General features: G+C 69.5%; 23 protein-coding genes. 11 read left to right on the top strand and 12 right to left on the bottom strand.

What is annotated here, in order from left to right:
* Nucleotides 1-13: 13 nt before the first annotated feature.
* Complete coding sequence (locus tag ACN20X_RS02550) at nucleotides 14-1,234, top strand: phospholipase A (RefSeq protein WP_047219272.1); 1,221 nt, start codon at nucleotides 14-16, stop codon at nucleotides 1,232-1,234.
* 166 nt (nucleotides 1,235-1,400) lie between these two features.
* Nucleotides 1,401-1,862, top strand: a complete 462-nt coding sequence (locus tag ACN20X_RS02545) for a hypothetical protein (RefSeq protein WP_160855432.1) — start codon at nucleotides 1,401-1,403, stop codon at nucleotides 1,860-1,862.
* 27 nt (nucleotides 1,863-1,889) lie between these two features.
* Here the strand turns inward: ACN20X_RS02545 and ACN20X_RS02540 are convergent, their stop codons facing one another.
* Nucleotides 1,890-2,360: a universal stress protein gene (locus tag ACN20X_RS02540; RefSeq protein ID WP_016450367.1), complete on the bottom strand. Its 471-nt coding sequence runs from the start codon at nucleotides 2,358-2,360 to the stop codon at nucleotides 1,890-1,892.
* A gap of 135 nt (nucleotides 2,361-2,495) precedes the next feature.
* On the opposite strand from ACN20X_RS02540, the gene tgt reads away from it, so the two are divergent.
* Nucleotides 2,496-3,668, top strand: a complete 1,173-nt coding sequence (gene tgt / locus ACN20X_RS02535) for a tRNA guanosine(34) transglycosylase Tgt (RefSeq protein WP_046988757.1) — start codon at nucleotides 2,496-2,498, stop codon at nucleotides 3,666-3,668.
* Between the two features lie 45 nt (nucleotides 3,669-3,713).
* On the opposite strand, the gene ACN20X_RS02530 is transcribed toward tgt, so the two are convergent.
* The gene (locus ACN20X_RS02530) at nucleotides 3,714-4,664 is read right to left on the bottom strand and encodes a LysR family transcriptional regulator (RefSeq protein WP_473210262.1); all 951 of its coding nucleotides are present in this window, start codon (nucleotides 4,662-4,664) and stop codon (nucleotides 3,714-3,716) included.
* 112 nt (nucleotides 4,665-4,776) lie between these two features.
* Here ACN20X_RS02530 and ACN20X_RS02525 point away from each other — a divergent pair, with 112 nt between their 5' ends.
* Complete coding sequence (locus ACN20X_RS02525; protein WP_473210261.1) at nucleotides 4,777-5,907, top strand: aryl-sulfate sulfotransferase; 1,131 nt, start codon at nucleotides 4,777-4,779, stop codon at nucleotides 5,905-5,907.
* Nucleotides 5,904-6,902 carry a Bug family tripartite tricarboxylate transporter substrate binding protein gene (locus ACN20X_RS02520; RefSeq protein WP_016454503.1) on the top strand — a complete coding sequence of 333 codons (999 nt, stop codon included), beginning with the start codon at nucleotides 5,904-5,906 and terminating at the stop codon, nucleotides 6,900-6,902. Before ACN20X_RS02525 ends, ACN20X_RS02520 begins: the two co-directional genes overlap by 4 nt.
* A 34-nt stretch (nucleotides 6,903-6,936) precedes the next feature.
* Here the strand turns inward: ACN20X_RS02520 and ACN20X_RS02515 are convergent, their stop codons facing one another.
* The 7 genes from ACN20X_RS02515 to ACN20X_RS02485 all read right to left on the bottom strand — a co-directional run bounded on the left by ACN20X_RS02515 (nucleotide 6,937) and on the right by ACN20X_RS02485 (nucleotide 13,460).
* On the bottom strand, nucleotides 6,937-7,713 hold the full coding sequence (locus ACN20X_RS02515) for a D-apionate lactonase family protein (protein WP_227472682.1): 777 nt from the start codon (nucleotides 7,711-7,713) through the stop codon (nucleotides 6,937-6,939).
* A gap of 97 nt (nucleotides 7,714-7,810) precedes the next feature.
* On the bottom strand, nucleotides 7,811-8,971 hold the full coding sequence (locus tag ACN20X_RS02510) for a GGDEF domain-containing protein (protein WP_244160491.1): 1,161 nt from the start codon (nucleotides 8,969-8,971) through the stop codon (nucleotides 7,811-7,813).
* A 193-nt stretch (nucleotides 8,972-9,164) separates the two neighbouring features.
* Nucleotides 9,165-10,277, bottom strand: a complete 1,113-nt coding sequence (locus tag ACN20X_RS02505; protein WP_223275270.1) for a GGDEF domain-containing protein — start codon at nucleotides 10,275-10,277, stop codon at nucleotides 9,165-9,167.
* 209 nt (nucleotides 10,278-10,486) lie between these two features.
* On the bottom strand, nucleotides 10,487-11,584 hold the full coding sequence (locus tag ACN20X_RS02500; protein WP_392416348.1) for a serine endopeptidase: 1,098 nt from the start codon (nucleotides 11,582-11,584) through the stop codon (nucleotides 10,487-10,489).
* A 67-nt stretch (nucleotides 11,585-11,651) separates the two neighbouring features.
* Nucleotides 11,652-12,470, bottom strand: a complete 819-nt coding sequence (locus ACN20X_RS02495; RefSeq protein WP_473210799.1) for a DUF2145 domain-containing protein — start codon at nucleotides 12,468-12,470, stop codon at nucleotides 11,652-11,654.
* Between the two features lie 8 nt (nucleotides 12,471-12,478).
* The gene (locus tag ACN20X_RS02490; protein ID WP_016454497.1) at nucleotides 12,479-12,949 is read right to left on the bottom strand and encodes a hypothetical protein; all 471 of its coding nucleotides are present in this window, start codon (nucleotides 12,947-12,949) and stop codon (nucleotides 12,479-12,481) included.
* A gap of 37 nt (nucleotides 12,950-12,986) precedes the next feature.
* Nucleotides 12,987-13,460, bottom strand: coding sequence for a YiaA/YiaB family inner membrane protein (locus ACN20X_RS02485; protein ID WP_012202471.1), 474 nt, complete (start codon nucleotides 13,458-13,460; stop codon nucleotides 12,987-12,989).
* Between the two features lie 310 nt (nucleotides 13,461-13,770).
* Between ACN20X_RS02485 and ACN20X_RS02480 the strand changes: the two genes are divergently transcribed.
* The gene (locus ACN20X_RS02480; protein ID WP_016454496.1) at nucleotides 13,771-14,955 is read left to right on the top strand and encodes a saccharopine dehydrogenase family protein; all 1,185 of its coding nucleotides are present in this window, start codon (nucleotides 13,771-13,773) and stop codon (nucleotides 14,953-14,955) included.
* Here ACN20X_RS02480 and ACN20X_RS02475 read toward each other — a convergent pair.
* Both ACN20X_RS02475 and ACN20X_RS02470 read right to left on the bottom strand, forming a co-directional pair.
* Complete coding sequence (locus ACN20X_RS02475) at nucleotides 14,952-16,916, bottom strand: MFS transporter (RefSeq protein ID WP_016454495.1); 1,965 nt, start codon at nucleotides 16,914-16,916, stop codon at nucleotides 14,952-14,954. The two genes, ACN20X_RS02480 and ACN20X_RS02475, sit on opposite strands and share 4 nt — an antisense overlap.
* A gap of 11 nt (nucleotides 16,917-16,927) precedes the next feature.
* A complete protein-coding gene (locus tag ACN20X_RS02470) occupies nucleotides 16,928-17,752 on the bottom strand; it encodes a hypothetical protein (RefSeq protein WP_016454494.1) in 825 nt (274 codons plus the stop codon).
* Nucleotides 17,753-17,866: 114 nt separating this feature from the next.
* Here ACN20X_RS02470 and ACN20X_RS02465 point away from each other — a divergent pair, with 114 nt between their 5' ends.
* From ACN20X_RS02465 to ACN20X_RS02445, 5 genes are all read left to right on the top strand, one after another.
* Nucleotides 17,867-18,607 carry a helix-turn-helix domain-containing protein gene (locus ACN20X_RS02465; protein ID WP_012202467.1) on the top strand — a complete coding sequence of 247 codons (741 nt, stop codon included), beginning with the start codon at nucleotides 17,867-17,869 and terminating at the stop codon, nucleotides 18,605-18,607.
* Between the two features lie 182 nt (nucleotides 18,608-18,789).
* Nucleotides 18,790-19,179 carry a YXWGXW repeat-containing protein gene (locus ACN20X_RS02460; protein ID WP_016450353.1) on the top strand — a complete coding sequence of 130 codons (390 nt, stop codon included), beginning with the start codon at nucleotides 18,790-18,792 and terminating at the stop codon, nucleotides 19,177-19,179.
* Between the two features lie 162 nt (nucleotides 19,180-19,341).
* Entirely contained in the window at nucleotides 19,342-20,349 is a 1,008-nt protein-coding gene (locus ACN20X_RS02455; RefSeq protein WP_017406536.1) for a Bug family tripartite tricarboxylate transporter substrate binding protein, read from the top strand.
* Nucleotides 20,350-20,414: 65 nt separating this feature from the next.
* Complete coding sequence (locus ACN20X_RS02450) at nucleotides 20,415-21,896, top strand: SidA/IucD/PvdA family monooxygenase (RefSeq protein ID WP_016454493.1); 1,482 nt, start codon at nucleotides 20,415-20,417, stop codon at nucleotides 21,894-21,896.
* Between the two features lie 7 nt (nucleotides 21,897-21,903).
* A complete protein-coding gene (locus ACN20X_RS02445) occupies nucleotides 21,904-23,064 on the top strand; it encodes a CMD domain-containing protein (protein ID WP_016454492.1) in 1,161 nt (386 codons plus the stop codon).
* A 136-nt stretch (nucleotides 23,065-23,200) separates the two neighbouring features.
* Here ACN20X_RS02445 and ACN20X_RS02440 read toward each other — a convergent pair whose 3' ends face one another.
* Nucleotides 23,201-25,819, bottom strand: a complete 2,619-nt coding sequence (locus ACN20X_RS02440; RefSeq protein ID WP_473210260.1) for a PepSY domain-containing protein — start codon at nucleotides 25,817-25,819, stop codon at nucleotides 23,201-23,203.
* Nucleotides 25,820-25,937: the final 118 nt, after the last annotated feature.

Here is a 25,937-nt window from a genome sequence, read left to right as displayed (position 1 = left end):
CCGGACCCAAGCCATGACGAATCCTCCACACCTGGATCGCCGCAAGCGCCCAAGCCGCACGCCGACACCCCTGCAGTGGGCCCTGGCCATGGGCCTGGGCGCCACGCCCTGGCTCGGCGCCCAGGCGCAGACCGCGCCCCGCCCCCTGTCCGAGGACGCCTGGCGCCAGTGCGCCGCCACCACGGATAACCAGTCTCGCCTGGCCTGCTTCGACACCTGGGCACAGCAGCAGCAACCGCTGACCGCGCCGCCGGCCACCGGCTGGAGTGCTCCGGCCGCCAGCGCCGCAGCCGATCCTGGCGCCCTGCCCACGCCCGCCCCCGTGGTGACGGCCGACAGCGGCCAGGGCCTGGCGCTGCCCACCACCCCCACCAACGGCGGCTGCCGCGACCCGCGCTACAGCGAGCTGTCGCGCTACTTCGAGCTGGAACCGGGCAGCGACTGCGGCACCTTCAGCTTCCGCGGCTACCGGCCCATGTCCGTGTCCGTGGTGACGGCCGACCATGTCAACCGGCAGCCCACCACGCCCGGCAAGGACCCTGCGCAGTCGCAGCCCTACAAGACCGAGGAAATGCGCGTGCAGCTGTCCGTGCGCACCAAGGTCGCCCAGGGCCTGCTGACCGGCAGCACCTCGGCGGGCAAGGACTCGCTGTGGGTCGGCTACACCCAGCAGTCGTACTGGCAGCTGTTCAGCCCCGCCATCTCGCGGCCCTTCCGCAACACGGACCACGAGCCCGAGATCTTCTACGTCTACCCCACCGATGCTCGGCTGCCCTTCGGCTGGCGCTGGCGCTACAGCGGCGTGGGACTGGTGCACCAGTCCAACGGCCAGAGCGATCCGCTGTCGCGCAGCTGGAACCGCTGGTATCTGATGACCGGCTTCGAGCTGGACAACCGCTGGCAGCTGCACGCCAAAGCCTGGCAGCGCATCCGCGAAAGCGCCGAGCACGACGACAACCCGCGCATCCAGGACTACATAGGCCGGGGCGAGGTGAAACTGGGCTGGAACGTCAATGCACAGAACTATCTGGGCTTCACTGCGCGCGGCTCGCTGGGCCAGGGCCGCGGCTCCGGCCGCGTCGAATGGCTGCGCACCCTAGGCGAAGGATGGAACGGTGGCAAGAGCAATTTGCGCCTGCATGTCCAGCTTTTCAGCGGATACGGTGACAGCCTGATCGATTACAACTACAAGCGCACCGTGCTCAGCGTGGGCTTCAGCCTTCTGGACTTCTAGAAGGCCGGCCCTCGCGGGCACGCTTTGCCGCTTGCCCTTCGCGGGGAAGCCCCGCCCCGCTGGCTGCATTGCCAGCGGCCGGGGCCATGCGTCAGAATGCGCCGATGCCCCGGGCCTTTGCAGGCAGGCCCGGAACCCGCCCCAGAACGAACCGCGGAGGTCCGCCATGGATTTGCAATACCAGCTCAAGGCCGGCAGCTACTGCCTGTACGACATGCGCGAGACGCCCAGTGCCATCACGGGCGAGCGCCGCTGCCGGCTCAGGACCGAGCTGGTGGCCATTGCCTTCGACCTGGTCACGGGCCAGGTCCATGAGCATGGCTCGCCCACGCGCATCCATGCCTGGGCGCTGTGCATGCGCCGGCGCCTGCGCGCGGCCGGCGACTGGGACCAGGCCGACAGCATCGTCGTGGTCTCGGGCCCCCTGCCGGTGGACGAGATCAACAAATGCCTGGGCATACGCGGCTATTGCCGCCGCATGTTCCAGCGCCTGGCCAGCCTGCCGCACGGCAAGCTGCAGCCCCACGCGCATGCGCACGCTCATGGTGCCCACGGCGCCTACGGAGCTTACGGCGCCCATGCAGGCCGGCACCAGAGCCATCAGGGCCAGCAGCGGCGGGCTGCCTGAAGGCCCGCGCGCCTGCCCGGCGCGGCCTCACTCGGGACTCAGGTCCTGCTCCTCATCTTCATCGCGCGGCTCGGCATGCTTGACGATGGTCACCGGCAGCCGGCTGTTGCGCGCCACCTCGCGCGAGACCGAGCCGATCAGCACGCGCCGCAGGCCGCCCTGGCCCAGCGCGCCGATGATGATCTGCTCGCAGCCCGTGCTCTCGGCAATGTCGGCCAGCGCGGCGGCGGGCTCGCCCAGGCCGATCTCCACCTCGTAGGAAATGCCGGCCGCCCGCACCAGGGCCACGGCCGGCGCCACCAGGTGCATGCCGGCGTCCACGCTGGCGGCGGCGATCATGTCCGAGTCCTGCGTGGCCAGCTCGAACAGCGAGGCCTCCTGCTGCACATGGGCCAGCACGAAATGCGCCTGAAGGCCCTGGCGCACCAGGGAGATGGCGTGGTGCACGGCATCCAGCGAGGGCTCGGACCCGTCGACGGCAATCATGATCTTCAGCATGCAGACCTCCTTTTTTGTAGCTGGCGAATCGCAACCACCCCAGTGTAGACGCGGGCCGGCTAAGCCGGACGGGCTCCGGGGACAGTCGCGGCGCGTCCGACACGCGCATGCGGCCATCTGGGACAATGGAGGGCTATGCTGCAATTCGACCTGCTCAAGACCGATCCCTCCAGCCACGCGCGCCGCGGCCAGCTCACGCTCAACCACGGCGTGGTGCAGACACCCATCTTCATGCCCGTGGGCACCTATGGCACCGTCAAGGGCGTGATGCCGCGCAGCCTGCAGGAGATGGGCGCGCAGATCATCCTGGGCAACACCTTCCACCTGTGGATGCGCCCGGGGCTGGACATCATGCAGAGCTTCGGCGGCCTGCACGGCTTCGAGAAGTGGGACAAGCCCATCCTCACCGACTCGGGGGGCTTTCAGGTCTGGAGCCTGGGCGCCATGCGCAAGATCACCGAGGAAGGCGTGCACTTCGCCAGCCCCGTCAATGGCGACAAGCTGTTCATGTCGCCCGAAGTCAGCATGCAGATCCAGACGATCCTGAACTCGGACATCGTCATGCAGCTGGACGAATGCACGCCCTACGAGACCAACGGCCACAAGACCACCGAGGCCGAGGCACGCAAGAGCATGGAGATGAGCCGCCGCTGGGCCAAGCGCTCCAGCGACGAATTCCAGCGCCTGGGCAACCCCAATGCGCTGTTCGGCATCGTGCAGGGCGGCATGTACGAGAACCTGCGCGAGGAATCGCTGCAGGCCCTGGTCGAGATGGACTTCCCCGGCTACGCCGTGGGCGGCGTCTCTGTGGGCGAGCCCAAGGACGAGATGCTGGCCATCATGGCCCACACGCCCCACCGCTTGCCGGCCCACAAGCCGCGCTACCTGATGGGCGTGGGCACGCCCGAGGACCTGGTGCAGGGCGTGGCCGACGGCGTGGACATGTTCGACTGCGTCATGCCCACGCGCAATGCGCGCAACGGCACCATCTTCACGCGCTATGGCGACCTGAAGATCCGCAATGCCCGCCACAAGACCGACCACCAGCCGCTGGACCCCAGCTGCACCTGCCACGCCTGCGCCGGTGCCAGCGGCGTGAGCTGGGAGCAAGGCGGACGCGACGGCTTCTCGCGCGCCTACCTGCACCATCTGGACCGCTGCGGCGAGATGCTGGGCCCCATGCTCACCACCATCCACAACCTGCACTACTACCTGAACCTGATGCAGGAAGTGCGCAACGCGCTGGAGGCCGGCAACTTCAGCGAAATGCGCGCGCGCTTCAAGGCCGAGCGCGCCCGGGGCGTCTGACGCCCCGCAGCCGATCGTTCAGGTCACTCAGGTGGCCAGGGCCGCTCAGGTCGCCATATCCTTGAGCGACCAGGACACGCCGGTCTCGAAGCCGGCGCGCATCTCGTCGGCCACGCGCTCCAGCTCGTCCAGAAACAGGCGCATGGCAGCCGCCCTGGTGTAGCCGATGCGCTGGTACAGACAGCTTGGCAGCTGTGCTCCTGCATCGTGCAGGGGCCGCCAGAGCAGGCGGCCGGCCGCCACATCCTCGGCCACGTTGTCGGGCACCAGGAATCCCAGGGCCGTGCTGCCGGCCACCAGGCGCCGCACCATGGGCACGGAGCTGGTCTCCACCAGCGGCCGCTGCTGGTGCAGGGCTGCGCTGTCCATCTGCTCCAGCATGCTGCGCAGCTCCATGCCCGGCGCCATCAGGATCAGCGGATAGGCCACGCAATCGCGCAGGCGCAGCAGGCGCGGCTCGGTGGCCAGCGGATGGCCGGGAGCCATCACCGCGCCCAGCGGCTGGGGCCAGGCCCGCACCTCCTGCACGCCGGGCGGCGGCGGGCGGCGCAGGCAATAGGCCACATCGATCTCTCCCTGCGCAACGCCGCGCAGCAGCTCCTCGCCCGTGCCCGAGCGCACGCTGAAGGTGATGCCCGGATAGCGTGCATGCAGGCTGGCGATCACCAGCGGCAGCAGGTACTCGGCCGTGGCATGGGACACGCCCACGCGCACATGGCCCCGGCGCAGGGCGCGCAGGTCCTCCACCTGGGCCAGTGCGTTGTCGAAGTCACGCTGGCTGCGCCGCACGGCCGCCAGCATCAGCTCCCCGGCGGTTGTCAGCTGCATGCCGCGCGGCAGGCGGTCGAACAGCGGCACGCCGACCTGGGCCTCCAGATTGAGGATTTGCTGGTTCACGGCCGCCGCCGTCAGGTGCAGCGTGACGGCGGCCTTGCGCACCGAGCCACGGCGCGCCACCTCGTCGAAACAGCGAAAGGCCTGGGAGATTGCGGGCATGGCGCGGAGTGTAAATTTTTATCTGACACCTCATCCAAAACAAACAGCTATTCCTGACGCTTGCGACTGCCTACAGTGGCGCTCATTCCCCGCCCTCCTTTGAAAGCAGCCCATGGCAAGCACCGTAGACCAAGTCACCCAGCGCCGCCGCGGCGTCGGACTCATCGCCCACGACCCCGCCCTTTCGGCCGGCGGCTACATCCTGATCGCGCCGCAGACGGCCGACGGCCATGTCTACCTGGTGGACATCGAGGGCCGCGTGGCCCATGAATGGAAGCTGCCCGTGCGCGCGGGCCGCCATGCCGTGATCCTGCCCAACGGCAACCTGGGCTACAACGGCAACCATCCCCGCTCGCCCGACCGCTATGCGCCGTGGTCCATGTGGCACGGTGGCGATTTCTACGAGGTCACGCCGCAGGGCGAGATCGTCTGGCGCCACGAGGACCCGGACCACCACCATGACGCGCAATGGCTGCCCAACGGCCATCTGCTCTACGCCGCCTGCGCGCCCGTGCCTGCGGGCTTTGCCGAACGCGTGCCCGGCGGCACCGCGCACGGGCCCGGCGAGGTGATGTACGGCGACGTGATCCGCGAGGTGGACCGCAGCGGCCGCCTGGTCTGGGAGTGGAAGGTCTGGGAGCACCTGGAGCCCGAGGATTTCCCCATCCACCCGGGCTTTGGCCGATACCACTGGCCGCTGGTCAACGGCCTGGGCGTGAGGGCCGACGGCAGCGTGCTCATGAGCCTGCGCACCACCTCCGGCATCATCGCCGTGGACAAGGCCAGCGGCGCGGTGACGCTGCACATTCCGCCTTCCGTGGTCTCGCACCAGCATGCGCCCGTGGCGCTGGACAACGGCCACATCCTGGCCTTCGACAACGGCAACTTCCGCGAAGGCGCCCACGTGGCCTTCTCGCGCGTGGTGGAGATCGATCCGGCCGACCACCGCGTGGTCTGGAGCTACCAGGACGAGATGGTCAACGCCTTCTACACCGCCTTCATGGGCAATGCCCAGCGCCTGTGGAACGGCAACACCCACATCACCGAATCGGCCACGGGCCGGCTCTTCGAGGTCACGCCTGCGGGGGAAGTGGTCTGGGAATACATCCTGCCCTGGTTCGCCGAGTATCCCGATGCCGCAGCGCGCCGCACCGGCCCCGGCCGGCTCAACAGCGTGTTCCAGACCTGGCGCTACCACGCGGACCAGCTGCCCTGGCTGGGCGCTGCCGGGAGGCTGGCATGAGCCTCAACCGCAGGCAACTGGCGGCCTGGATGCTGGGCGCGCCCTGGCTTTCGCCGGCAGCCCGCGCCTCCACGGCTGGGGCCGACGCCTGGCCCAGCCAGCCGCTGACCGTGGTGGTGCCCTTTTCGCCAGGCGGCAGCGTGGACGTGGCCGCACGCCTGGTCATGCCGAGGCTGGCCGAGCGGCTGCACCAGCCCGTGGTCATAGAGAACACGGTGGGCGCCTCGGGCACCATCGCCACCCAGCGTGTCATCAAGGCCCGGCCCGACGGGCACACCGTGCTGTTTGGCGTGGCCAGCTGCGTGCTGATCGCGCCGCTGGTCTCGCCAGAACGCTTTCGCTATGACGGCCTCAGGGAGCTGCTGCCCGTGGCGCCCGTGGCCTCTTCGGCCTTCGTGCTGGCAGGCCGCCCCGACCTGCCGGCCGCCACGGCGGCCGAGCTGGTGCAGCTGTCACGCCAGCAACCGGGCCGGCTGACCGTGGGCACCGACGGCGTGGGCACCAGCCTGCACCTGACGGCCGAAATGCTCCAGCAGCAGGCCGGCCTGTCATGGACGCATGTGCCCTACAAATCCGGCCCGCAGGCGCTGACCGAGCTGGCAGGCGGGCAGATCGACCTGGCCGTGCTGCCCGTGGCCCTGGTCCAGTCCTTCGTGCGCGAGGGCAAGCTGCGCGGCCTGGGGGTGACATCGCGCCAGCGGGCCGCCACCTTGCCGCAGACACCCAGCCTGTCGGACACGGCGGTCTGGCAGGCGTTCGATGTCGAAGCCTGGCAAGGCCTGCTGCTGCCAGCCCGCACCGATGCCCGCATTGCAGAGCGCCTGGCCCGGGAGACCGCCGCCGTGCTGGCCGAGCCGGAACTGGTGCGCAAGCTGGCCGAGGCCGGCTTCAAGCCCATGGTCATGGAGCAAGCCCAGTTCACCGCCCACCTGCAAAGGGAGAGAAAGCTGCTGGAGGCCACCGTGCAGGCCGCCCGCCTGCAAGGCACAGGCTGACCCGGCCAGGCCTGGCCAGGCGCTGCTTGCGGTGCTACTGCAGGGCGCCGGGCGAGACAAACGAGAGGCCCGCCATCTGCACCAGGGTCCGGCCCCGGGTCAACGGGTAGGAGGGCGAAGGAGACAACGCGCGCGGCTGCAGCCGGAAAAAGGCCTTGCCGCCACAGCGCTGGCCCAGCATCTCGAACTCGGCGCCTTCCAGGCGGCAATCCACCTGCAGGCCCGGTGCGGGCACATGGGCGATGCCAGACAGCTGCGACAGGCGCTGCAGCGCATCGGGCTCGGGCAGCACGGTGGTTTCGGCGCTGCCATCGACATGCTGGACATGCACGGGCCGGCCAGCCAGGACCTTGAGCGGATACACCAGCTCCAGGCCCGCCCGCCCGGCGCGCAGGCCCCGCTGCAGGCCGCCGTCGACATCCCCCTGGGCTCGCGCCCAGCACGTGAAGCTCAGTCCGCGCGCCGAACCCACGATGCGCACGCGCCAGGCCAGGCTCAGCTCCTCGCAGTCCACCACCGTTTCGTAGAAGGCCTCGAAGCGGCCGGCCCGCTCGCGCAGGCTCAGTTCGCCCGCGCCATACACACAGCGGTCACCCTGTCCGTCGCGCGCCACAAAGGCCATGGAGCGCAGGATGTCGACGCCGCCATAGCGGACATTGCGCAGGCCGCCGTCGGCCAGTTCGGCGCGGAGCGGGCCGGCCTGCAACTGGCGGGGGCCGGACTGCAGATGCCTATCCCAGCCTTGCGCAGACACCACGATGCCAGCGCCCTCGGGCCCGTTGCCGGCGATTTCAGCGAACCATTGGTTCATATTTGCACCCTTGTCCATTCCGAGCATGGATGCCGATGCTATGGACGATCGGTGCGCATGAATAACGATGTTTTCTGTCACTCGTCGTGAGCTGCACTCACAAGCGGTCAGGCATTCCGGCATCAGTCCGGGGGGCCGGGGCGCCGCTCAAGACCTGCGGGGCCTGTTGCGGCTCCAGCACCGTGCAGTTGCGGCCCTGGGCCTTGCCTCGGTACAGGGCCGCATCGGCGCGCGCGATGGTGGCCTCCACCGATTCGCCCGTGCGGTACTGCGCCGCGCCCAGCGTGCAGGTGACGCGGGCGCCATCGCCCAGGGTGTGCGTCCACGGAGCCTCGGCAATGCGCAGGCGCAGGCGCTCCAGCAATTCGCCGGCCTGGGCAAGGCCGGTGTCCGGCAGCACCAGCAGGAATTCCTCGCCGCCATAGCGGCCCACGCCATCTGTACTGCGCAGCTGCGACTTCAGCAGCGCGCCGAAAGCGCGCAACACGCGGTCGCCGCCTTCATGGCCAAAGCTGTCGTTGATGCGCTTGAAGTGGTCTATGTCCAGCAACGCGACGCACAGCACCTCGCCACGCTCCTGGGCTGCGGTGCGCACTTCGTGCAGCCGCTCCATCACGCCGCGCCGATTGCTGACGCCGGTCAGGTCGTCATGGCGCAGCAAGGCCTCGATCTGCGCCAGCGCAGCGGCCAGCTTGTCATTGGCGATGCCCAGCCGGTACTGCATGCTGCGAAAGAAGGTCGCCTGCACGCTGCAGCGCACCACGGCCCCCAGCACCACGCCGAAGGCCAGCAGCTGGCCCGCAGCCGTGTCCGTGGTCATGCGCATCAGCGGACCCCGCCAGCAGATGATGGCGGCCACGGCAACGAGGGTGCCTATCCACGTCAGCCAGAAGCTGGTGCGGCTGCGCGCGAGAAAACCGTCGGCGCTGAAGGCGATCAGCATCACCATCGACTGGAACGCCAGGGCGGGTGCCGCCATGACCATGCCCAGCACGCCGATGATGGACACCAGCTGGTGCGTGAGGAACATGCCCGGATCGCGCAGCTTGTGGCACCAGTCGCTGGCATAGGCCCAGGTGATGAAGCCCATGCCGGCCGCCACCCACAGTCCATAGCCCAGCACCACGGGCCAGGGCGCGTAGCCGGCCCATGCATGGCCCAGGAACAGCAGCAGCGCATAGAGATGGCTGAGCAGCACGGAGATGTGCAGCTGCCAGGTGCGGCGTTTCCAGCGCTCCAGGTGCAGCGCCTCGTCCACCAGCGGTGACGCCGGCTTCGGCCCCCAAAGGAGGCGGTCGGGAAGATTCCGGGAAATGGAGGAAAGCACGGGCATGCAATGAAGCGCGGCGGGCCGGCGGCCCCGATGGGCGCCCATTGTGACCGCATCCGGGAAATCCCGAGGAGCGCGCTCCCCCGCAGGGGATGAACAGGCCCTATCGCAGGCTGTGCGTCTAGGACGCGCGCGGCGGCCGCACATCCTCGGCCACCACGATCTGGTTGCGCCCGCAGGCGCGGCCATGCAACAGGGCTGCCTCGGCCCGCTGCACCAGCCGCTCCGAGGTCTCGCCCGCCTGGAACTCCGCCACGGCCAGGGTCAGGGTCAGCGGGTCCTTGTCGGGATCGGGGATGGGCGTTTCGCTCCAGCGCTGCTGGCGCACACCCTCGCGCACGCGCTGCAGGGCCCAGACGGCCTGGACCGAGGCGGTATCGGGCATCACCAGCATGAAGGTGTCGTCGCGGTAGCGGCCTATGCCGTCCACGGTGCGCAGATGCGTGACCAGCAGGCCGCTGAGCATGAGCAGCACGCGGTCCTGCAGCGAGGGGCCCTTGTAGGCCTGGTGAACACCCACGCGCTCCACCCACGGGTCCAGCTCCAGCAGCACCACGCAAAACGGCTCGGGCTTGCGGGCATGGCGTTCGCGCAGGCCATCGACGACATCCATCAATCGCGCGTAATTGGCCACGCCGGTGAGTGTGTCGCGCCCCGTGGGCAATTGCAGCGAGCCCACGCGTTTTTGCAACTGCTGCACATCGTCGGCCAGTTGGCCGCAATAGCTCGACAGCTGCGCCAGCTCCTCGGTGTACTGGCGCTGCATGCGGCTCAGCGCCTGCCACAGCGCCAGCGCATGCACGGCCAGCGGCAGCAGCACGCTGGCCAGCCACAGGATGCGCACGGCGACCGGGCCCGGCGCCATCTGCGGCATGGGCCTGGCCACCACCACGGCGCAGAGCATGGCCAGCATGGCGCACAGCACCACCACCTGGCCCGTGGGCAGATGCAGCGCCTGCTCGCGCTCGCCATCCCAGGGCAGCCAGGCGACGGCCGCCAGCCACAGCAGGGCACAAGCCCAGGCCAGGGTCGGCTGCCATGCCGCCAGCAGCAAGGCCATCGTGGCCTGTATCCAGCCATGGCCGCGCAGCGTCCGGGTCAGCGGCAAGCCGGCTGCATGGCAGCGCCAGATCCAGGCCATGCCGGCCAATGCCGACAGCGCGGCGTAGGCCGCCCATGCTTTCCATGAAGAAGGGCCCGCCAGCACATGACCTGCCAGAAGGGCAGCCCCCACGGCCCAGGCCGCAAGGGGAAGGACATGGGCGGTCCCGCCGGCCGGTGGGTGGGCGGGTTGCGCTGGCGTGTGTTGTGGGGGATACGGCAGCTGGCGTGACATGGCATCCTCGCTGAAGACATCTGCGCCCCGGCCGAGCGCGCAAGCCATGGTGTACCACAACCCCGTGCAGCTTCAAGGGGCTTGGAGCCCCTGACGGCCAGGCCGGCTCAGCCTGGCGCCGGCCCGGGCTCCTGCGCCCGGGGCAGCACCGCGCCCGCCTTCCTGCTGTGGCCATCGGCCTGGGTGCCGCAGCTGTGGCAAAAGCGTACAAAGGCGCTCTTGCGGGTGTTGCAGCTGCCGCAGCGGTCGAACAGGCCGATGCCGCAGTGGGGACAGAAGTCGATGGCGCCGTCCTTCAGATCCACGGGGCGCTCGCAGCCCGGGCACACGCCCTTGGCCAGGCGGGCCAGGGCCACGTCATAGCCCAGTTCCTGGCGCCGCTGCGTCTCCGGCAGCGATTCCTGCTGCTTTTGCCTTTCAAGATAGCGGTTCAGGCCCAGGATGGCCGCGCGCCCCAGCAGCACCGTCACCACGATACCGACCACATAGCGCACGTAGCCGCCGTAGTCGGGCAGGTACGGCACAAGTTCAACGAAGAAAGCGAACAGCGCAAAGAAGATGAATCCCCAGACGAAGGGCCACCAGGTGCTCTTGCGCTGTTTGGCGAACAGCCAGCCGGCCGCCAGCAGCAGCGGCAGGGTCAGCGCCAGGCGGTAGAGAAAGACACGCAGCTCGACGGCGCGCATCTCCGTGCGCCAGGCCTCCATGGCCCCGTCGCGCAGATCGTCCCATTGGCGGTTGGCCGCGTCCAGGCGCTGCCGCGCCCGCAGGCTCGTATCCTGCAGCCGCTCCACGGAGGCGCGGGCGGTGTTCTCTTCCTGCTTGATGGCATCGAGCGCCTGGGTGCGCGACAGCAGTTCGCTGTCCTGCTCGGGCCGGGCGGTGGCACGGCGCGTGGCCACCCAGTTGTCGAAGGTCTCGCGCGCCGAGCGGTAGCGCGACTGCGCGGCCTGGTACTTGAGCCGTGCGTTCTCCAGCGCCGTTTCCGCCTTGTCGTGGTCGGCATCGGCGGCCTTGATCTCGGCCTTCACGGGCTCGGCCGCCTCGGGCGCGATGAAGTCCTCCACCGTGCGCGGCGACTCGACCTGGGGCAGGTCGCCCACCACCAGGCCGCCCAGGCCGATGAGGAAGGACGCGAACACCACCGCCACCAGCCACAGGCCTCGGCGGAACCATTTCTCGGGCAGACGCAGGGCCTTGCTCATGGGGAAACTCCTGTTTCAGTGGCCTGCGGCCGAGGAAGACCGCAGGCGGAGGAAGAGCCGGTCCGGCTCAGGGCAGCACGCGCACCGGACCCGCCAGCTGGCCGCGCTGCAGCCATTGCGTCACCGACTCCACGGTCACGGTCTCTATGCGGCTGGCATAGCGCTTGTCGTTGGGATGGTCGTCGAAGGCGATGTTGGCGGCCGTCACGCGCCCGCCCAGCCGCGACAGCGCGCGGATGACCAGCACGCCCGGCTCGTAGCCCTTGAACTGCAGCCAGGCCTGGGCCTGCTGGCGCCGCTGCACCGTGGCCGGCTCCATGGCGGCGGCCAGGGTTTCGGTGGCCCACTGGTTGGACTGCTGGTAGCGCTGGCCCCAGGCATAGCTGACCATGCTGTAGGGCTCGTGCTGCAGGCGCAGCACGGTCTGGGGCTGGGTCAGAAAGGTCCACAGCGCCTGCTGCACGGCGGGCGTGGGCACCTGAACGCCGGCCTCGTAGCGCCACAGGTCGTCCAGGAAGAACTCGCCCAGGCCCTGGCGGTAGACATGGCCGCCGGCCGTGCCGCATTCGTTGAGCTTGTGCGCCACGCGCCAGGGGCCTTCGGGGGTCCTGTAGGCCCAGCCGTAGTGCGAGTAGTGCAGGTCGTACTTGCTCAGGTCCTGGCCCACGCGCGCCAGCAGCACGACACGGGTGCCGTTCTTCGCGTACTCGGCATCCAGCGCCTGGGATGTGCGCTGGGCCAGGTCCAGGCCCTTTTGCAGGGACTGGGGAGTGAGGGGCTTGTCCTCGCAGCTGCGCCCTGCATGGGCCGTGCCCAGCGCGGCGGCCAGCAGCAGGCCCAGGCAGGCGGCACGGGCTGCAGGGGAAGGAGAAAGCAGCGGTTTCATGGCGGGCATCACAGGCGTTCGTTGTGCAGCAGGGCCTTGCCCATCTCGTTGGGGATGAAGGCCAGCACCTTGCCGGCCGCCGAGATGATGACGCCCGTGCCGATCACGCTGCAGGTCAGCACCGTGCCCACGGCGTAAGCCGAGGCGGAGGCGCCTCGCCCCACCACTTCCACGCTGGCCTGGGCGCCGTCGGAGGCACGCTCCAGCAGGTAGACCGTGCCCGTGGCCGAGGCCTGCACCGCCTTCACGGTCAGCACTGCGCCGCCCACCGACAAAGCGGCAGGCACGGCCACCACGGCGCCAGCGGCCGCCGAAGCCACCGAAGCCGTGCCCACCACGGAGGCCACGGGCAGCATGGACAGCGCCACGGAGGCCTCGCTTTGCGCATGGGCTGGCGCCATGGCCAGGGCTGCGCACAGCGCACCAGCGGCCAGCAGGGCACGCGGCAGGCGCGCGAAAACGGATTGGTTGACCATCATTGCTTGGACTCCTGGAAATGCGGGGAAGGGGCGGACATCACTCGGCGTCGGCCGGTTGCGCGGCCTCGCGGCGGCCATGCATGCGGGCCTGCGCCAGGTCGGCCTCGTGGCGGTCACGCAGCATCTTGGCCAGCGTGAAGGCGGTGGTGATGAGATAGAGCCAGCTCACGCCCAGGAAGGCCTTGTAGGTCACGTTGATGTCCATGCTCACCAGCCCCCAGCCGGTCAGCGCCATGGACACGGCAAAGCCGCCCCAGACCACCAGCTTCCACATGGGCGTGTCGCCTGCGCCGCTGCGGCCGCCCTCGTTGTCCCGCACGAACTTGGCCAGCACGAAGGCGGCCGAGAGGCAGAACACATAGCCCATCACCATGAAGGCCTGCTCCAGCTGCTCGCCGGGCAGCCATGCCAGGCCGATGGCGCACAGCGAGACCGCAATGCCGAACGACACCCACACCTGCAGTTGCCAGGCCCGGGTATCACGCTGAACGACGATGGGAGAAGAGGACATTTGCCGAGGTGCCCCTCAAGGGCATTGGTTGAACACGGGACGCATGGTGCCCAGACGTAACTTGCGTGTCTGCATTCAACCGTAACAGTGGCCAGACACAGGCCATCGAGTATCTTCAAACGGTACTTTTCAAGTTTTTGACTGTTGTTTACACCCCAAAAAGTTCCTGCATGTGACACCAGCACACAGGACATCGGGCACGGCACCTGGGCGACAGGAACCCTGCGGCGCGCCACAGACAATGCGCCCACCCCGGCTGCAGTGCAGCGGGCAATCGCACGTTCGCCACGCTGATTGATGGAGATCTCCCATGACCAAACCCTTTGACCTCGTCGTCCACGGCGCCACCGGCTTCACGGGCCGGCTGGTGGTGGAGTACCTGCTCAGGCGCTACCCCGCAGGCAGCGGCCTGCGCTGGGCCATGGGCGGGCGCAATGCCGCCAAGCTCGCGGCCGTGCGCGACGAGCTGGGCGCGCCCGCCGATACCCCGCTGGTGGTGACCGACACCGGCAATCCCGCAAGCCTGCAGGCGCTGATGGAGCAGGCCCGCCTGGTGCTGACCACGGTGGGCCCCTACCAGCTCTACGGAAACGAACTCGTGGCCGCCTGCGCCAGCGCCGGCGTGGACTATGTGGACCTGTGTGGCGAGCCAGCGTGGATGCGCAAGATGATCGATGCACACGAGGCCGCAGCCCGGGCCAGCGGCGCGCGCATCGTGTTCTCCTGCGGCTTCGATTCCATTCCCTTCGACCTGGGCGTGTTCATGCTCCAGCGAGAGATGCAGGCCCGCTTCGGCCAGCCCGCCCAGCGCGTGCGGGGCCGGGTGCGCAAGATGAAGGGCACGTTCTCGGGCGGCACGGCAGCCAGCCTCAAGGCCACCATGGCGGCGGCCGCCGCCCAGCCGGACGTGCTGGAGCTGCTGCGCAATCCGTTCTCGCTCACGCCGGGCTTCGAAGGCCCGCGCCAACCGTCCGGCAGCAAGCCCATGGTGGACGAGGTGCTGGGCCTGTGGGTGGCGCCCTTCGTGATGGCGGCCATCAACACGCGCAACGTGCACCGCTCCAACTTTCTGCTGGGCCATGCCTATGGCGCCGACTTTGTCTACGACGAGATGATGGTCACAGGCGCGGGCGAAAAGGGCGAGGCCCTGGCCAACGCCGTGGCGGCCGACAAGTCGCTGGGCGCGGACGACGGCCCCAAGCCTGGCGAGGGGCCATCGCGCGAAGAGCGCGAATCCGGCTTCTACGACGTGCTGTTCATCGGCACCGACACGGCCGGCCACAGCCTGCGCGTGGGCGTCAAGGGCGACCGCGATCCGGGCTACGGCTCCACGTCCAAGATGATCACCGAGGCCGCCGTCTGCCTGCTGCAGGACGCCCCGGACACGCCCGGCGGCATCTGGACCACGGCGCCTGCCATGGGCAACGCGCTCATCGCCAGGCTCAAGGCCAATGCCGGCCTGAGCTTCACGGTGGAGGAACAGAACCCCTCTTAAGCCGCCAGCAGCCGCTGCACGCGCTCGCGCAGCAGCGCGGGCTGCACCTCGGAATGGGCCATGGGCTGGCCCACGTTCAGGCCCACGCGGTTGAACAGGCCACGGCGGAAGGGCCGCACCATGGCGCCGCCCTGCTCGATGCGGCTGAAGTACGAGCCCCAGAGATTGGTCAGCGCCATGGGGACCACGGGCACCTGCAGGCCATCGGCCTGGGCGCGCTCGACGATCTTCATGATGCCGCCACGGAACTCCTGCAGCTGCCCGTCGCGCGTGATGCCGCCCTCGGGGAAGATGGCCAGCAGGTCGCCCTCGCGCAGCACCTGGGCGGCGCGCTCGAACGCAGCCTCGTAGGTGGCGGGATCTTCCTTCTGGGGCGCGACGGGGATGGCCTTGGCCAGGCGGAACAGCCAGCCCAGCAGGGGCACGCGGAAGATGCGGTGGTCCATCAGGAAGTAGATGGGCCGGGGGCTGGCAGCCATGAGCAGCACGGCATCGACAAAGCTCACATGGTTGCAGGCCAGGATGGCCGCGCCGGTGGCCGGGATGTGCTCGTCGCCCTGCACCTTGAAGCGGTACACGAAGCGCGAGACCACCCAGGCCACGAAGCGCAGCAGGTACTCGGGCACCAGCAAGAAGATGTAGGCAGCCACCACGGCATTGGCAATGCCCGTGATCAGGAAAACCTGGGGAATGCTGAAACCTGCGGCCAGCAGCGCGCCGGCCAGCACGCTGGAGGCGATCATGAACAGCGCGTTGAGGATGTTGTTGGCCGCGATGATCCGCGCGCGGTGCGTGGGCTGGCTGCGCATCTGGATCAGCGCGTACATGGGCACGCTGTAGATGCCGGCCGACAGGGCCAGCATGCCCAGGTCGGCCATCACGCGCCAGTGCGCGGGCTGGGCAAAGAAGGCACCCACGCCCATCAGCTCGGAGGCCGGCAGTGCGCGCGAGGCAAAGAACAGGTCCACGGCGAACACGCTCATGCCGATGGCGCCCAGCGGCACCAGGCCGATCTCCACATGGCGGCGGCTGAACACCTCGCACAGCAGCGAGCCCGTGCCGATGCCCACGGAAAACACCACCAGCAGCAGCGAGGCCACATGCTCGTCGCCATGGAGCACCTCCTTGGCAAAGCTGGGGAACTGGGCCAGGAACACGGCGCCGAAGAACCACATCCAGCTGATGCCCAGCAGCGAGCGGAACACGGCGGGCTGCTCTCGGGCCAGCTGCAGGTTGCGCCAGGTCTCGGTGAAGGGGTTCCAGTTGATGACCAGGTGCGGATCGGTGGCCGGCGCATTGGGGATGAACTGCGCAAAGATCCGCCCGATCACCGCCAGCGCCAGGCAAGCCACGGCCACCTGCAGATGGCCGACCTCGGGCACGGCCACCAGCAGGCCGCCGGCCACGTTGCCCAGCAAGATGGCCACGAAGGTGCCCATCTCCACCATGCCGTTGCCGCCCGTCAGCTCGCGCTCGCTGAGCACCTGGGGCAGGTAGGCGAACTTCACGGGGCCGAACAGCGTGGAGTGCAGGCCCATCAGGAAGACGCAGCCCAGCAGCAAGGGCACATTGGCCTGGATGAAGCCCCAGGCGGCCAGCGCCATGATGGCGATCTCCAGGTTCTTGACCAGGCGGAACATGCGCGTCTTGTCCCACTTGTCCGTCAGCTGGCCCGAGGTGGCCGAGAACAGCAGGAACGGCAGGATGAACAGCGCCCCGATCACCAGCCCCGCCATGGCCGAAGGCAGCCAGGAGACGCTGAGCTGGTAGGTCACCATCACGGTGAGCGCGAACTTGAACAGGTTGTCGTTGGCCGCCCCGGAAAACTGCGTCCAGAAGAACGGCGCAAAGCGCCGCTGGCCCAGCAGGGCGAACTGGTTGGGGTGCTCGTGCGCGGCCGATGGCACGGCGCCGGCCGTTGCGGTGGGGGCAGACGGGCTGCCGGTCTCTTGCTGGAACATCTTGTCTTCCCTCAACGGTTGGTGGCGCCGCCGTGGCCGCACGCATCGGCGCACATTGTGCCCGTACTGGCCATGCGCGCCGTGCCGGCCGCACGCAGCGCGGTGATCACGGGCAGGGCGGCGGCCGCCGCCACCACATGCTTGAGGCTGTGGCCGGACACCAGCCCGGCTGTGGCCTCGAAGACGGCCGCATCGCCCCACTCCAGCAGCTTGGCCGCGCCATACCAGGCGATCACCACGCCCAGGCGCAGCGCCAGCGCGCCATGGCGCGGCGCCACGCAGGCCAGGCCCAGCACCGCCAGCATGCCGCCGCCCTGCACCAGCGCCCAGGGCAGCAGGTTGCCGCCATGCAGCCAGACCAGCACCGAGGCCACGGCGGCGACCAGCATGGCCACCGCGGCGCGCACGGCCACGCGGTCGGCAATGCGCGATTGCAGCGCCAGTCCCAGCATGCCGGCAAAGGCCATGGACATGCCCAGCCGGTCGCCGGCCAGGGTGGCATCGTGGGGGGCCCAGTGGTAGACGGACGAGCCTATGGCCGAACACGCCAGCCCCGTGAAGAACAGCGCGGCCAGCCAGCGCAGGGCCGGCGCCAGCGCTTGGCTACGCCGGTCCAGCAGCAGGCGCGCGCCCGCCACGGCGGCCCATGCAAAGCCCAGGTTGCTGAGCACATCCAGCGCATGGGGCAGCGGCCCCCAGGCGCGCTGGTCGGCAAACGCGTGAAAGCCCTGGGGCTGCGGCACTGCAGGGCCAATCAAGGCGGCCAGCAGCAGCAAGGCGGCGCCCCAGTACAGCGCGCGTAGGGCGGCGGCCGGTGAAATCAATGTGGATGGCATGTGTTGCTCCTCGTGGAAAGTGGCGCGGAGTGTGGCGAGCCATCGGCCCTTCCAGCATCGTTTTTCTGCACCCGCCGCGCAAACCAGCACCTCGGGTATCGATAATCGCTACCCATGAGCACCACTGCCGACCTCGTCATCGCCCTCAAGAAGGAACTCAAGGCCGCCCAGATGACCTATGCCGACCTGGCGCGCGCCCTGGGCATGGCCGAGTCCAGCGTCAAGCGCATGCTGGCCAAGGGCGACATGCCGCTGTCGCGCATCGATGCCATCTGCCGCGCGCTGAGCCTGGACTTCGCCGACCTGGCGCGCCGCGTGGCCGACAGCCAGCCGCTGCTGCAGGAGATGACGCCGGAGCAGGAGAACGCCGTGGTCGCCGACCGCAAGCTGCTGCTGATGGCCATCTGCGTGCTCAGCCAGTGGACGCTGGAGCAGATCGTGGCCACCTACCGCATGACCGAGGCCGAAGGCATCCGCTACCTGGCCCAGCTGGACCGCATCGGCATCATCGAGCTGCGCCCCGGCAACCGCTACCGGCTGCGCCTGGCCAAGACCTTCCGCTGGCGCGCGCGCGGGCCGGTGATGGAGTACTTCCGCGAGAACGCCGTGCTCGACTATTTCGGCGGCGGCTTCGACCAGCCGGGCGAGGGCATGCTGATGGTGCACGGCTCCATCGGCCGGCATCTGGCGCCCAGCTTCGTGGAACGCATACAGCGGCTGGCCCATGATTTTTCCCAGCAGCACCTGCAGGACCAGCGCCTGCCGCCCGGCCAGCGCGAGGGCTACACTCTGGTGCTGGCCATGCGCAGCTGGGAATTCACGGCGTTCACGGCCCTGAGAAGAGGCACTGTCTGACGGCGGCTGCAGGACGGCAGCCTGCGCTGCAGCGCCTGGCAACAAGGCTTCACCAAGGCGATACACAAGATTGCAAGACTTCGCGTCGCGGCAACCCGGGCTTGACGCAGCACTCGCACCATGCAGTCATGGATTCCCGTCACAGGGACTCCAGCCCGATGAACCAAGGACAAGGAGCCGCCATGATTTCCCTTCGCACACCGCTGATCGCCGCGACCGTGGCCCTGGCCGGATGGGCCGGGACCGCGCAGGCCCAGGCCAACGTGACCTACGCGGCGCCGGGTGCCGCCATCTCTGTGCAGTTCGGCGCGCCGCCCCCCATGCGCTACGAGGCCGTTCCGGCACCGCGCCGCGGCTATGTGTGGGCGCCGGGCTACTGGCGCCCGCAGGGCCACCGCCATGCCTGGGTGGCCGGCCACTGGGTCAAGGCGCGCCCCGGCTATGTGTACCGCCAGCCCGTGTGGTCGCAGCACGGTGGCCGCTGGGGCTACGCACCCGGCCGCTGGGACCGTGACCGCGACGGCGTGCCGGACCGCCATGACCGCCGCCCCAACAACCCCTACCGCCATTGATGGGCGCTTGCGCCCGGCATGAAGCCCGCCCCATCGGCGGGCTTTTTGCTGAGCGCTGCGGCCATGCCCACACTGGCTTCATACCAACATATGCATATAAAAGTGGCTCATTAAGTTCTCAGGAAAATATGGGAATTGATTCACCGGATTTCCCTGCACACCATGCGCCCCTCGCTTTTCCGCTCCTGGATTCCCGCCGCCGCCGCGGCCCTGGCCGTCCTCGGCTCCACCGCAGCGGTGGCAGCCGATTCGGCGGCTTCGTGGCCGCACCAGCCCGTGACCATGATCCTGGGCTTCCCGGCAGGCTCGGGCGTGGACGTGATCGCGCGCGGCGTGCAGGAGCCGCTGTCCCAGCGCCTGGGCCAGCCCCTGATCATTGACTACAAGTCGGGTGCGGCCGGCAACATCGCCAGCGAGATCGTGGCGCGCGCCAAGCCGGACGGCTACACGCTGGCCTTCGGCACGGCGGCTACGCACGGCAGCAATGCGGCGCTTTACAAGAAGCTGCCGTTTGACGTGGAAACCGACTTCGTGCCCGTGGCGCCGCTGATCGATGTGTCCAACGTGCTGACCATCAACCCCAACGTGATCAACGTCAGGAACCTCAAGGAGTTCGTGGACGAGATCAAGGCCAACCCCGGCAAGTACAACTACGCCTCCACGGGCAACGGCGCGGGCACGCACATGGCCTTTGCAGAGTTCAATGCGCGCCTGGGGCTGAACATGGTCCACGTGCCCTACAAGGGCGGCCCCGAGGCCATCACCTCGGTGCTGCGCGGCGAGACCTGCTGCATCATGAACCAGGTCCAGACCGTGCTGCCGCACTACAAGAGCGGCAAGGTGCGCCTGCTGGGCGTGACCACGGCCAAGCCCGTGGAAGTGATCAAGGAAGTGCCCACCATCGCCTCCAGCGGCCTGACGGGCACCAAGGGCTTCGACAGCTCGATCTGGTTCGGCATCTTCGCGCCCAAGGGCACGGACCCGGCCATCGTGGCCAAGCTCGGCCAAGCCGTGCGCGAGGTGCTGGAGCTGCCCGAGGTGCGTGCGCGCTTCGAGTCCCAGGGCAATGCCATCCGCATAGAGACGCCCGAGCAGTTCAAGAAAACCGTGCACAACGACCGCCTGAAATGGGCACAGGTGGTCAAAGACGCGAAAATCAGCATCGATTGATGCCGCGCGCGCCCGCAGGCCCTGCCCCGCTGGCGCGCCTTTCCTCGTGAGTTCCTGGTGAGTCTATGTCCCTGACCGAACCGGCAGCCGCGGCCCCTGCGGGCCTGGCTGCCCTTGAAGAACGCCTGCGCGACGACCTCGTCGCCCTGGGCTGGCCTGCCAAGGCCTGGATCCCTCCCTCCACCCGCGACGGCCAGCCCGTGCACGATGTCCTGGTCATCGGCGCCGGCCAGGCCGGCCTGTCCCTGTCGGCCGCGCTGTCCCAGCTGGGCATCGCGGCCGTTTTGCTGGACAAGGCCCCGCTGGACTTCGAAGGCCCCTGGGCCACGACGGCGCGCATGGAAACCCTGCGCTCGCCCAAGGAGCTGACCGGCCCCGCGCTGGGCCTGCCCTCGCTGACCTTCCGCGCCTGGTTCATCGCCCAATGGGGCCGCGAAGCCTGGGCCGCGCTGGACAAGATCCCGCGCCTGCAGTGGATGGACTACCTGCGCTGGTACCGCCGCGTGATGCGCTGCGACGTGCGCAACGGCCACCAGGTCACGGCCATCCGCCCGCAGGCCGACGGCACGGTCGAGGTCGATGTGACGGCCGATGGCGCCTCGCGCACCTGGCTGGCGCGCCGCGTGGTGCTGGCCACGGGCCGCGACGGCCTGGGCGGCCCGCAGATCCCCGCCTTCATGCAGGGCGTGGACCGCAGCCGCTGGGCACACTCCTCCGACGTGCTCGACTACCGCCGCCTGGCAGGCCTGCACGTGGGCGTGGTGGGCGCGGGCTCGTCGGCCATGGACAGCGCGGCCACCGCGCTGGAGAACGGCGCCGCCAGCGTGGACCTGCTGGTGCGCCGCAGCGACCTGCCGCGCATCAACAAATCCAAGGGCTCGGGCACGCCCGGCCTCACGCACGGCCAGTTCCTGCTGCCCGACGCCTGGAAATGGCGCATACGCCACTACATCAACGTGCAGCAGGTGCCACCGCCGCACGGCAGCACGCTGCGCGTCTCGCGCCACGCCAACGCCCACTTCAACCTGGGCTGCGCCGTGCAGAAGGTGGAGCAGGCAGGCGACAAGCTGCGCGTGAGCACGCCGCGCGGCGTGTTCGTGCTGGACTTCCTGATCGTCTCCACCGGCTTTGCCATCGACTGGCGCCAGCGCCCCGAGTTCGCCGACCTGGCGCCCCATGTGCGCATCTGGAGCGACCGCTTCGTGCCCGAGGCGGGTGCCGAGGACCAGGAACTGTCGGACTCGCCCGACCTGGGCCCGCTGTTCGAGTTCCAGGAAAAGACGCCCGGCGCCCTGCCCGGCCTGGACCATGTGCACTGCTTTTGCTATCCGGCCGCGCTGTCGCACGGCACGGTGTCGGGTGATATCCCCGCCATCAGCGACGGCGCGCGCAAGCTGGCCCAGGGCCTGGCCTCGCTGTTCTACCGCGAGGACCTGGAACACCACTACGCCCAGCTGCAGTCCTATTCCGAGCCCGAGCTCGACGGCAGCGAATGGACGCCCGCCGACCCCGAAGCCCGCGTGCGGGCCCTGGCAGACAAGACCTGAGATACCCATGACCACCGCCAACGACACCATCGACCGCCTGGCCGGCCTGACCGACCAGTCCCCCGTTTTCGCCACGCGCCGCCAGCGCGACAAGGTGGCCATCGCCACCCAGGCCTGCGAGGACCTGCTGCTGGGCGACGGCCTGGCCGACAGCCTGTCGCGCGCCGAGCGTCTGGTGCTGGCCAGCGAGCAATGCCGCGTCAGCGGCGTCCAGGCCCTGGCCGATGAATACCGCCAGCGTGCCGAGTCCCTGGGCGACGCCCTGACGCCCGCGCTGCGCACCGTGCTGGCCCAGCCCGGCGCCCAGACCGGCAACGCCCGCCTGGATGCGGCCCTGCACTTTGTGCGCACCCTGGCCCTGCACCCGGCCGAGAGCGACCGCGCGGCCCTGCTGGCCATGCCCGAGTCCGGCCTGTCCATCGACGACACCGTACTGGTGGCCCAGCTGGTGGGTTTCATCGCCTACCAGTTGCGCCTGTTCGCGGGCGTGCAGGCCATGGTCGCGCTGGGCGGCCAGGCCAGCACGCCGGCTGCCGAAGCCGCCGCCGCACCCTTCGTGCACCCCGCCAACCTGCCGCCACCGGGCGAGCCGCTGCGCCGCAACGGCTACACCAGCGAAACGCTGGACTGGACGTCCTGGCTGCCCGTGCTCGACCCCGCCACGGCCACGGCCGAGCAGCAGGCCGTGCTGGACCTGAGCCACCCCAAGGCGCGCACGTCGGACTTCTACCTGCTGCTGGCCCGCCAGCCGCGCGTGCTGTCGGAGCGCTCGCAGGCCTTCAACGCCATCATGTACGCGCCCGGCGGCCTGTCGCGCGCCGAGCGCGAGGTGGCGGCCACGGCCGTGTCGCGCTCCAACGGCTGCGTGTACTGCGCATCGGTCCACGCCCAGCGCTTCGAGCAGTTGGCCAAGCGCAACGATGTCATGGCACAGATGTTCGACGACCCCGACACGGCCGGCACCAATGCGCGCGAACGCGCCATCATCCAGTCCTCGCTGGCCCTGACGCGCGCGCCGGGCAGCTTTGGCGCTGCCCAGCTGCAGCCGCTGCGCGATGCCGGCCTCACGGACCAGGAAATCCTGGACATGCTGCACTCGGCCGCGCTGTTCGGCTGGGCGAACCGGTTGATGCTCAATCTCGGGAAGGAAAAGTACATCACCCCCTGAGGCGCTTACGCGCCTTCCCCCTCTCTCGCTACGCGGGAGGGGGACGACAGCCTCGCTGCGGGGCGGCCCTTGCTTGCTGTCCCCTGCTTTGGGGCCGCGCCGGTTTTATCCGCTACGTCCAGCATGCGCACCACGTTCAGTACACATCTCTTCTGTAACGGCCTTCGACGATCAGGTCTTCGACGGCGGTAGCGCCCAGGATGTCGGCCAGCGCGGCATCGACGCCTGCGGCCATGCCGTCGGCGCTGCCGCAGACGTAGAGCACGGCGCCGTCGGCGATCCAGTCGCGCAGGGGGTCGGCGGCTTCGCGCAGGGCGTCCTGCACGTAGCGGCGCCGGGCCTGGTCGCGGGAGTAGATGAAGTCGGCGCGCTGCAGCTTGCCTGCGGCCAGCCAGCCGGAGACCTCGGCCTCGCAGTACCCGTCATGGGCCCGCTGGCGTTCGCCGAACAGCAGCCAGTTGCGGTGGCGGCCTGCGTGCATGCGCGCCAGCAGGTGGCCGCGCAGGCCGGCATAGCCGGAGCCGTTGCCGATGAAGATGGCCGGAGCGTCGGGCTCGGCACCTGCCTCTTCACGCGGCTCGAAGGCGCGGTTTTCCACCAGTCTCATGGCCACGGAGGTGCCCCGGGCCGCATGCGCCGTCAGCCAGCCCGACGCCACGCCCAGGCCGCCGTCATGGCGGGCCTGGCGCACCAGCAGCCGCACATGGCCGTCCTGCGGCAGCGAGGCGACCGAGTAGCTGCGCGGCAGCAGGGGCCGCAGCGCATCGGCCACGGCCTGGGGCGCGGTGCCGGGGGCGATGTCGCCCGGGGCCGACAGCACGCTGGCGGCCAGCGCCTCGGCCAGCGTGCAGGTCTGCTGGCGCCATTGCACGGGGGCCGAACCATCACATTCCTGGACGGCCAGCCAGGCCTGCACGGTGGCTGCGCCATGGCGTGGCAGCACCTCGGCCAGCGCACCAGCCCGCCACAGCGGGGCCACGCCTTCGGGCGGTGCCAAGTCCAGCACATAAAGCCCTGCGCCCTGGCTGCCCGCGTTGCACAGGCTGCGCGCCTGCAGCGGCCATGAGGCAAAGGCCGTGGCATCGGCAAGCGGTTCCGCCGAAGACGCAGGCAGGGCATCGCACACGGGCAGCACGGCGCTGAAATGCCCTGCCAGCGCCTGCTGCCAGGCATGCCAGGCCTGGGCGTCCTCGCCATCCATCTCGATCAGCGGAAACACGGGCTGTGCGCCCAGGCGGCGCAGCTGGTGGTCCAGTGCATGGCCAAAGCCGCAGAAGGCCGCGTACTGCCGATCGCCCAACGCCAGCAGGCCGTATTGCAGGTGCGGCAGGGCCGAGCCCGAGGCCGCGCCCAGCAGGCGGGCAAAGCGGCGCGCGGCATCGGGCGGGTCGCCTTCGCCAAAGGTGCTGGCCACGAAGAGCACGCGCCGATGGTGGCGCAGTTGCTCGGCATCCAGCGCCGCCACGGATTGCAGGCTGGCCGCCATGCCTGCGCCGCGCAACGCGGCCACGGTGGCCACGGCCAGGCGCTCGGCGCGGCCGGCCTGGCTGGCGAAGGCGACCAGCACGGTGTCCTGGCCTGCAGGCGCGGACGGTGGCGGGTCCGCCATCAGCGCCTGGCGCTCCTTGGCCAGGGCGCGCGCCTTGCGCCGGCGGTCCAGGTAGAGCATCCAGCCCGTGATGGCGAACAGGGGCATGATCAGCGAGGCCAGCGTCATGAAGATGCGCCCCGGCATGCCGAAATAAGTGCCCATGTGCAGCGGGTAGATGGCGCCCACGGCGCGGCGGCCCGTGGGCAGGTCGGCATAGCGCTCGTCGCGCTGCACCGTGCCATCGGGCAGCAACGCCATCTGGTTGCGCGCGCGCTCATGGGCGGCATCGGCATCCAGCCAGCTGATCTGCAGGGGTTGGCCCGCGCGCTCGGGCAGGCGCAGCTGGGCGAACTGCCAGCCATGGGCGATGCGCTCGAAGGCGGCCCAGCCGGGCGCGATGTCGATGGGCTGCTGCGCGCCAGTCGGCTCAGGCCGGCCGCCACCGGGTTTCGAGGACGGCGCCGCGGGAGCGGCCACGCGCGGCGGCACGCCGGCCCAGCCATCCACCGTGCTGCGCACCACGCCAAAGGCCCAGTACATGCCGGTGCAGGTGAACACCACATAGGCCACCAGGGCCCAGGTGCCCGCCACCGAGTGCAGGCCCCAGAGGAAGGAGCGGCCCTTGAGCGCCGGGTCGAAGGTCAGCCAGGTGCGCCAGGACAGCGGCCGGCGCGGCCAGCGCAGGTACAGGCCCGACAGCGACAGCATCAGCAACAGGCCGGCCAGGGTGCCCGTGATCGGCTTGCCGTCATCGCGCGACAGCAGCAGCCAGCGGTGCAGGCGCTCCACCCATTCGAAGAACTCCGTGCCGTGTTGCTCGGGCATCTGCGCGCCCGTGTAGGGATCGACAAAGACCGTCTGGCCCCGGCGCTGGCCGGCCGGCGGCTTGAAGGCCACCTGGGCCGAGCGGCCGGGCTCGGCAAAGACGGTGATGCGCTGGACCACGCGCTGCTCGCCGGCCTCGCGCAGCGCCTGCGCAATCTGCGGCGGCCCCAGCGGTGGGTCATCGCGCGCAGGCACGGAGACAGTGCCGGGATTCAGCCAGCCCAGGATCTCCTCATGGAACGAGAACACCGCGCCCGACAGCCCGATGACGATGAGCACCGTGCCGGCCGTAATGCCGGCGAACCAGTGCAACTGGAACCAGATTTTCTTGAAAGTCATGGGGAGCAGGCGGCGGCGTTCAGCGGTCCATCACGGTGCGCAACGGAACATCAGGACAGAACGGTGCATGGAAGGCAGGCGTGCAGGAATGAAGGGGCCAGGCGCCTGTGCGTCGGCC

It is taken from the genome of Delftia sp. PX-1 (assembly GCF_055797465.1).
The sequence above is the reverse complement of the archived record's forward strand: the minus strand, read 5'-3'. Positions and strand labels throughout refer to the sequence as shown.